General features: G+C 66.9%; 7 protein-coding genes and 1 pseudogene. 5 read left to right on the top strand and 3 right to left on the bottom strand.

Features of this window, described 5'->3' with window-relative positions:
* Window positions 1-518, bottom strand: a 518-nt coding sequence (locus AC11WY_RS18730; protein ID WP_482928300.1) for a hypothetical protein, incomplete at its 3' end; no start/stop codon positions are given.
* 213 nt (window positions 519-731) lie between these two features.
* Here AC11WY_RS18730 and AC11WY_RS18725 point away from each other — a divergent pair.
* The 3 genes from AC11WY_RS18725 to AC11WY_RS18715 all read left to right on the top strand — a co-directional run bounded on the left by AC11WY_RS18725 (window position 732) and on the right by AC11WY_RS18715 (window position 4718).
* Window positions 732-1988, top strand: coding sequence for a right-handed parallel beta-helix repeat-containing protein (locus AC11WY_RS18725; protein WP_482928299.1), 1257 nt, complete (start codon window positions 732-734; stop codon window positions 1986-1988).
* Between the two features lie 102 nt (window positions 1989-2090).
* Window positions 2091-3647 carry an O-antigen ligase family protein gene (locus AC11WY_RS18720; RefSeq protein WP_482928298.1) on the top strand — a complete coding sequence of 519 codons (1557 nt, stop codon included), beginning with the start codon at window positions 2091-2093 and terminating at the stop codon, window positions 3645-3647.
* 27 nt (window positions 3648-3674) lie between these two features.
* Window positions 3675-4718, top strand: coding sequence for a glycosyltransferase family 2 protein (locus AC11WY_RS18715; RefSeq protein ID WP_482928297.1), 1044 nt, complete (start codon window positions 3675-3677; stop codon window positions 4716-4718).
* Here AC11WY_RS18715 and AC11WY_RS18710 read toward each other — a convergent pair.
* Entirely contained in the window at window positions 4715-5506 is a 792-nt protein-coding gene (locus AC11WY_RS18710; RefSeq protein WP_482928296.1) for a glycosyltransferase, read from the bottom strand. The two genes, AC11WY_RS18715 and AC11WY_RS18710, sit on opposite strands and share 4 nt — an antisense overlap.
* Before the next feature lie 374 nt (window positions 5507-5880).
* On the opposite strand from AC11WY_RS18710, the gene AC11WY_RS18705 reads away from it, so the two are divergent.
* A complete protein-coding gene (locus tag AC11WY_RS18705; protein WP_482928294.1) occupies window positions 5881-6417 on the top strand; it encodes a hypothetical protein in 537 nt (178 codons plus the stop codon).
* Window positions 6418-6427: 10 nt separating this feature from the next.
* On the opposite strand, the gene AC11WY_RS18700 is transcribed toward AC11WY_RS18705, so the two are convergent.
* Window positions 6428-7255, bottom strand: a complete 828-nt coding sequence (locus tag AC11WY_RS18700) for a DUF6473 family protein (RefSeq protein WP_482928292.1) — start codon at window positions 7253-7255, stop codon at window positions 6428-6430.
* 161 nt (window positions 7256-7416) lie between these two features.
* On the opposite strand from AC11WY_RS18700, the pseudogene AC11WY_RS18695 reads away from it, so the two are divergent.
* Window positions 7417-8181: pseudogene (locus AC11WY_RS18695) on the top strand (3-hydroxybutyryl-CoA dehydrogenase); the annotation flags it as partial.
* Window positions 8182-8426 lie beyond the last annotated feature (245 nt).

The raw sequence follows: 8426 nt of genomic DNA, 5'->3' as shown, positions 1-8426 counted from the left end.
CTCCACGGCCCCGTTCCCGTCGGCGTCACCGTCACGCCACCCACCGTCACGGCAATCGACAGCCCCGGCGCGGGCGCTCCGCTCACCGTCCCCGAGGTGACCGTGACCACCCGCCCGGCCACGCCGCCGGACGGCGCCACCGTGAACACTGGCGCCGTCACCGCGCTCGGCACCGCCGACTTCGCCGTCGACCAGGGCCCCGCGCCCAATGCGTTCACCGCCCTCAGCCGGACCGAGGTCGCCCCGCCCGCAGGCACCGTTACCGTCTGCCCCCCCCGCCCGGTCAGCGTCAGCGGCACCGCCGCGCCGAAGCCCGACCCGCTGTCCATCTGCACCTGCAGCGCCGTTACGGCCAGCCCGCCGCCATAGGGCAGGGCCGTCACGGTCAGAGCCAGCTGGTTGCCCGCCGAGCTGGGGCTATCCGCCAGCGCCCATAGCCCCGCGCCAAAGCCGAGCGGCGGCGTCCGCGATGCGGACGGGTGACGGGGGAAGGTTGCGGCAATACCGACACCGATCATGGCGTCATCCTCCTTGGCAGCGGACAGGGCTCGACTTGACTGAAGCCGGGCACGAGGGCCGGGCTGTGAAGCGTCTTCCTACCACGCTCCGCCCCCCCGTTGCGCAAAGCGCCCGGGTGGCGCACGGTGCGCTTAGCCTTTTTCGCAGCTTCGGAAAGGGTTTGTTCATGCTCAAGGGCGACCCTGTCGCCACCCCTCCGAACCGGATTCCCGATGCGCGCCCTTATGTCTCTTGCCGCCCTCCTGTTGCCCGCCCTGCTTGCCGCTCCCGCAGGCGCGATCCGGATTTCCACGCCGGACGCGCTGGTCGAGCTGCTCGCCCATGCGCAGGGCGGCGAACACATCGAGCTTGCCCCCGGCAATTACGGCCGCCTCTTGCTGACGGAATATGTGAAGTTCAACGTCGCCTTTGCCGCTCCGATCACGATCGTCTCGGCCGATCCGGCCCATCCGGCCGAATTCAGTGGGCTTTCGATCCGGCAGGCGAAGAATCTGACCTTTGACCGCGTCCGGTTCACCTACAACTTCCAGCCTGGCCAGACGGTCGAATACCCGCCGTTCGAGGTTCAGGACAGCCAGCACATCGCCATCCGCAACTGCACCTTCGCGGGCGATTTCGCGTCCGGCGAAACCAGCGTCGACAATGGCTTCGCCACCGGCATCGGCCTCAGCATCCGCACCGCGGCGGATGTCACGATCGAGCATAACGACATCAGCCGCTTTTACCGCGGCCTCGTCGTGCGCGACAGCGACCGTGTCCGCGTCGCCGGCAACAACGTGCACGACATCCGTTCCGACGGGATGGATTTTGCCGCTGACCAGTCGCTCCGCATCACCGGCAACCGTATCCACGCCTTCCGCAAATCGGTGTTGTCCAAGGACCACGCCGATCTGATCCAGTTCTGGACCCGCGGCACCACCCGCCCCAGCACCGATGTCGAGATCAGCGGTAACATCCTGAACGCCGAGGGGCGGGGCTTCACCCAGACCATCTTCATCCGCAACGAAGAGGTCGACGAGGGCGGCGCCGGGCGGGCGATGTATTACCGGAACCTGACCATTGCCGACAATGTCATCATCAACGCCCATATCCACGGCATCCACGTCGGCGAGGCTGACGGCGTGACGATCCGCAACAACACGCTGATCCACGACGCCGCCTCCGATGGCCCGCTGCAGAACCCGCCGCTGTGGCGCCCGCGCATCGAGGTGTCCGAGAAGGACGACAACGTCACCATCACCGGCAACGCCGCGATGCTGATCACCGGGCCCGAAAAGCGGCCCGACTGGCATGTGGCGGGCAACGTCACCATTCAGGACACCGACCCGAAGGCCCCCGGCTTCTACGACCGCGTCTTCCTTGCGCCGCGCACCGGCAACCCGGCCGACATCACGCGCTTCACCTATCGCCCCGGCGGCCCGCTCGACGGCGTTCATGCCGGCGCGCCGCTGCTGCTCCCGCAGCCCTGAGGCTCGCCGGAAGGGCTCGCACCGATTCGCGAACTGGTCTATGCTGCGAAGAAAAGAGCAGCACCCGGCCAAAGCGCCGAGAAATGCAGGAGCATCAGGCCCGTGACCGTCGCGCATTCCCTGACGGCGCAACCTGCCGCCGCGGCGCCCGGCGCCATTGGCGTGTCGCATGATGCTGCGGCGGGCCGCCTTCCGATCCCGGTGCTCCTCTACCTCGCGGCCGTCATGCTGCCGATCGGCTTCTCGCTCGGCCCGCTCTTTCTGACCGACCTGCGCATCCTTCTGCTCATCCTGGTCGTGCCGCTCACCGTGCGGATGCTCTCCGGCGCCTTTGGCGGCATCCTTGCCACCGACATCCTCTTTCTGCTCTACATCGGCTGGGCCACGATCGCGCTTGCGGTGAACAATCCCGACCGGGTGATCCAGAACGCGGGGTCCACCGGGATCGAGTTCATCGGCGGTTACGTTCTGGCGCGGGCCTATATCCGCAACGTTCACCAGTTCGCCACCCTGTCGCGCACCCTGCTCTACATGGTCGCCGCCACCTTGCCGCTCGCGCTGATCGAGGCGGTGACGGGCCATCCGATCATCATCGAACTGCTGCAAAAGTTGCCCGGCCTCACCCCCAGCGTGACGCCCGCCCTGGCCGATCCGCGCTTCGGTCTGACCCGGGTGCAGGCGGTCTTTGCCCACCCGATCCACTACGGGCTGTTCTGCACCATCGCCTTTTCGCTGTGTTATGTCGGCATGAAGGGCCTGATGACCAACCCGCGGCGATACGCGCTTGCCGTGGTCAGCGCCTTCTGCGCCATCCTCTCGCTCTCCAGCGGGGCGCTGCTCGCTGTCTTGCTGCAGATCATGCTGATCGGCTGGGCCTGGGCCTTCCGCACCATCCGGACACGCTGGCTCGTGCTGCTCGGCCTCTTCGCGCTCGCCTATATCGCCATCGACCTTGTGTCCAACCGCTCGCCCTACAAGGTGTTCCTGACCTATGCGACGTTCTCCAGCGGCACCGCTTATTGGCGCAGCCTGATCCTTGACTGGGGTCTGTTCAACGTCGGCCAGCACCCGATCTTCGGCATCGGCCTGAACGACTGGGTGCGCGCACCCTTCATGTACTCGCCCAGCATCGACAATTTCTGGCTGATCGTGGCCATGCGCTATGGCATACCCGCCTTTGCCTTCATCGTCTCGGGCTACGTCTGGTCCTTGTGGCGCATCGGACTGCGCGACTTCGATGCCGATCCGATGCTCTGGCAGTTTCGTCGCGCCTGGATGTTCAGCTTCGTCGGCCTCAGCTTCACCCTCGTCACCGTCGACGTCTGGGGGGTGATGTATTCCTTCGTCTTCTTCATCTTCGGCTCAGGCATGTGGTTTCTGACCGCAATCCCCGGCGAGGGAACCCTGGAAGCCGTGGCCGTGGCCCCGGACCCGCGCGCTCTGCGGTTCCGGCGCGCGTTTGCGGACGCCCCGGTCTGGACCCGCCTCGCCGCGCCGCTCGCGGTGCGCCGCCCGACTGCCGCCGAACATGTGGCCACCGCTGACCCGCCGCGACCAAGCCCCGCCGCCGCGTCGGCAGTCCGTCGCCCTGCGCTTCGCTTCAGCCGCTTTCCACCCGGCGGCGAGGGCACCGGCCCTGACAAGCGGACGCGAAGATGACGGCGCCCCACCGGAGCAGCACCTGACATGCCAGACCCGATCCTCGGTGTGGTGCTGGTCGCCTTCGATTGCGGCGCGGTGCTGCTCGACTGCCTCGAAAGCCTGCGCGCGGCCACCGGCGTCCGGCTGCGCGTCGTGGTGGTCGACAATGCCTCCACCGACGATACGCTCGCCCGGCTGAGCGGCTGGGCCAGCGGGGCCGTGCCCTACGCCGCCCCGGCCGACAGCCCGATTTCGCTTGTGGCCAGCGTCAAACCCCTGCCGATCCACACCCCCGGCGACCCGCAGCCAAGCGATGCGCCGTTTACCCTGACGCTCCTTGAGGCGGGCGTGAACGGCGGCTTTGCGGCGGGGGTGAACCACGGCCTCGCCGATCTCGCCGCCCGTCCGGGCATCGACCGGTTCTGGGTTCTGAACCCCGACAGCATCGTGCCGCCCGCCACCCCGGCCATGCTCGCCCGCGCCGCCGGGGGCTTTGCGCTGATGGGCAATCGCGTCGTTTACCTTGAACGGCCGGACCAGATCCAGATCGACGGTGGCCGCATCGACTGGCGCACCGGGGTCACGCGCAACATCCATCAATTCGCCCCCCACCCCGGGACACCCTCCCCCGATGTCGCGCGCATCGCCTTCATCCACGGCGCCAGCATGGTCGCCTCGCGCCGTTTCTACGAAACCGCGGGCCCGATGACCGAAGATTATTTTCTGTATTATGAGGAGGTTGATTGGGCCTTGCGCCGCGGCGACCTGCCGCTGGCCTTCTGCCCGGATGCGCCGATCTTCCATCGCTCGGGGGCCTCGATCGGCTCCGGGGCACCGGGCCGCGTGGCCTCGCCCTTCTCGGTCTATTTCATGACCCGCGCCCGACTGCGCTTCGTGCGCCGGTTCCGCCCGTCGGCGCTGCCGGGCGCCTATGCCTTTTCGCTCGCCAAGGCGGTGCAGATGCTGCTGACGGGCTGTCCGGCGCAAGCCGCAGCGATGCTGCGGGCAGCACACGGATTGCCGCCGCCGCCCGCCGTGCGCCGCCGCCTGTCGCCCGAGGCCGCGCGTCGCGCCTTCGGTCGCGCCTAACTGCGCCGCAACCGCCGCCGCGCCGCCAGCAATCCGTCGCGCGCGCCGCGCAGGCTGCCCGACACGATCGTGTCGATCATGCGGGCCGCGCGCCCGACCGGCTTGACCTCGGCCACCAGCCCGGCCGGAAACGCCCCGTCGATCTCGGCCGCGGTGATGCGTTGCCCGCGGATCTTGTTTGACACGTTGCCGCCGTGCACGATCTGCATCCAGGCCCCCGGCCCGCCGATCTGGCGCACCGCTCCATGCCGCGCCAGGTCCATGTGCTGGATCGAGGGCGCGGTGACCACCTCGTCCCGATAGGGTGCAAGGAAGCTGAAGAAGGCGTTCGAGGGATGCGCCAGCCGGTAAAGCGCACCGTCGCCCAGAATGCAGCCGTTGGTGAAATTGTAGCCCCCCGGCGCCAGTCCGGCTTGCCGCACGGCGGCCTGCACCCGTTCCACATAGTCCAGCGCCAGCGCATCGTCGTTGTCGAGCCGTGTTGTCAGCAGCATGTCGGGCTGAAACGCGAAGGTTTCGTGGATCGAGCGCGGCCAGCCCGAGGCGGGGAAAAGCCCGGTAAAATAGGGCACGAAGGGAAAGATCCTTCGGCACGCCTCGATGCGGTCGCGGAATTCGGGCGGCGTCGCCGCATCGAAATAGAGGATCCAGTGAAAGTTGCGGCAGGTCTGGCCTGCGACCGAGGGCAGGCAGTAGCGCTCGAACAGCGCAAACCGCTCGGCCAGCCAGCCAGGGCGATTGCGGATCGCGCTTTCGCGGCCCGGCGTCGCCAGGTTGAAACGCGTCATGATCACATGCTCGAACGTGCCGCCCATGCCCGGTGGTTCCCTCCCTGCCTCGCGATCCTGCCTATCGCACTTCGCGCCATGGTGCCAAGTCCGGCGCCAAGCCTCAGCGCAGGAAACCCGCCGGGGCGATTGTTTCCTTGCTGCGAACAATCCGGCGAGCCAGCGCACCAGCCCTGTTGCGCGACGGAAACACTCTGCGCGCCAAATCGGGATTCCTTAACAAAGGTTAACAAATCCCTGCCAAATGAGGGGCCTACGCGGTATACCTCATGCAATGCACTTGGGGGAGCGAACCGGGATGGGGCGACTGACGGTCGTGCTGTTCCTTCTTATTGGTTGCGGGCGGGGCCCGCGCATGAGGTCAAGACATGACGATGCCGAAATTCCTCCCGGCGCTGGCTGTTGCCGCCTTCACGGCAACAAGCGCGTTCAGCGCAACCGTGACCTTGACGAACGGCGGCGCCTACACGCTGGCGCAGGGTGACGACTACCTCTACTCCAGCCCGATTGCCGCCAGTGGCAAGGCCGGGAAGGTCTCATTCACCTTCCTCAGCAACAATGCCGCCCTTCCCTTCATCATGGGCGCGACGGCCGGTTCCATCAAGATGGCCGGCAATCTCGTGATGCCGACGCTGTCCTGGTCGGTCGGCAAGACGATCGTCGAGGCGATGGCGCTGACCCCGTCGTATTCCGGTGCCAAGATCACGGGCTACAATGGCAGCCTCGACAGCATGTTCCCCACGGGGTCGCAGGCGCAGACCCTGACGCTGAGTTGGTCCAAGGTCACGGCGACCACGTTCCTGGCCGTGGCCGTCGCCGCCGTTCCGCTTCCCGCCGGCCTGCTGATGCTGGCGGCCGCAATCGGCGCCCTTCTGGCATTCCGCCGCCGCCGGGCGCCCGCTGCGGCCTGAGGCCGCGACGCTACACCATCCCGCGCAGCACGGGGGCCAGCGCCCGTGCGATCTGGTCATGCACGGCGGGCCCCGGCTGGCCCGTCGCGGCGACCATCTCCTCCGGGGCCAGTGCCATTCCCATCGCATCCGGGGACATCGCCGCGGCCGCCGTCACAACCTCGACATAGGCCGCCACGCGCGGCCGCAACGCCTCCACCATGACGCGGTCGATCAGCAACGGATCGTGGTCAAGCGTCAGGGCCGCCCCCGCTTCCGGCGGCGCACGATCGCCGATCCAGAGCAGAACCGCCCGGGTTTCCAGCCGCGCCAGCAACATGTTCATCCGCGCCACCCAGACCCCCTGCAATTCGGCGGCCATCACCGCAAAGCGGTCGGGCGACAGCGCCTGGAGCGACGACAGCATGTGCCGGGTAAAGCTGAACTCAGTGAAATCGACCTCGCGGAACAGCGCGCGCATCGGCGGCGCGGCGCGCAAAAAACGATCATTCCGGCGCGGATGCACCGAATAATACCGGTTCGACATGTTCTGCGCGCCCAGCACCTGCACCACGGTCACCTGCGCGCGCCGACAGGCGGCCAGCACGTCGGGGTCGTTCAGGAAGGCATCCACCCCGGCATTCACGCAGCCGAGGTTGACCATCTGCAACCCGGCCGCCGCCTCGATCAGTGCCGGATAGGGCCGGGCGATGAACCGCCCATAGGTCTCGGTGCCGCCAAGCACCGCGACATAGGCCCCCTCCAACTGTCGCGGCGGCCCGCGGAACACGAGTTTCGACGCACCATAATGACATGGCGAATAGTCCAGGGCGCCTTCGCCCAGCCGTTCATAAGCCATAGCTCCCACCTCGATAGAGACTCACCCACGGGAAAGCCTGCGCCCGGCCCCTTTCCAATTGGCTAAACTGACAAGTTAGCGCGAATTTTCGGCAACCCCCGCCCTTGCGCCGATGCCGCACCGCCGCATATGGTTGCGCCGGACACAGGGGAGATAGCGGCATGGAGATCCGGACGGTCGGGATCGTCGGCGCGGGGCAGATGGGCAATGGCATCGCCCATGTCTTCGCGCTCGCGGGTTACGATGTCCTCATGACCGACATCAGCCAGGACAGCCTTGACAAGGCGGTCCAGTTGATCGACCGCAACATCGAACGCCAGGTCAGCCGCGGCAAGGTCACGGCCGAGGTCAAGGCCGCCGCGATGGCGCGCATCAGGACCACGCTGCGGCTCGCCGACCTCGGCCCGTCCGACCTGATCATCGAGGCCGCGACCGAACGCGAAACCGTGAAACAGGCGATCTTCGAGGATCTGCTGCCGCATCTGACACCGACGACGATCCTCACCTCGAACACCTCGTCGATCTCGATCACCCGGCTGGCCAGCCGCACCGACCGGCCGGAAAAGTTCATGGGCTTCCATTTCATGAATCCGGTGCCGGTGATGCAACTGGTGGAACTGATCCGTGGCATCGCCACCGACGAGCCGACCTACCGCACCATGCTGGGCGTGGTGGAAAAGCTGGGCAAGACCGCCGCCAGTTCCGAGGATTTCCCGGCCTTCATCGTGAACCGCATCCTGATGCCGATGATCAACGAGGCGGTCTATACGCTTTACGAGGGCGTGGGGTCGGTCCGTTCGATCGACGAGGCGCTGAAACTCGGGGCCAACCACCCGATGGGGCCGCTGGAACTGGCCGATTTCATCGGGCTGGACACCTGCCTGGCGATCATGAACGTGCTGCACGAGGGGCTGGCGGATTCCAAGTAGTCGGCCATGAACAACGGGTTCAGGCGGTAATCTGAGCGTGTGGCTGGCGGAATTCGGTTCGAAGAGCGCCGAGCAGAGCAGCCAATATCATGGTGAAGGCTTATCCCCCTGACTCCGGAGCCACAACATGTGGTGCGAGGGCTTGCGGCAGGCGTCGCGTTTCCGTATTGTTCTCACATGCCCGCCCGCTGGAAATCTGATCGCCCAATGTCGCGCCAGGCTTTCGAGGCGCGCTTTCCCGA

It is taken from the genome of Solirhodobacter sp., assembly GCF_964715405.1.
This window is presented reverse-complemented; position numbering and strand designations above follow the sequence as displayed.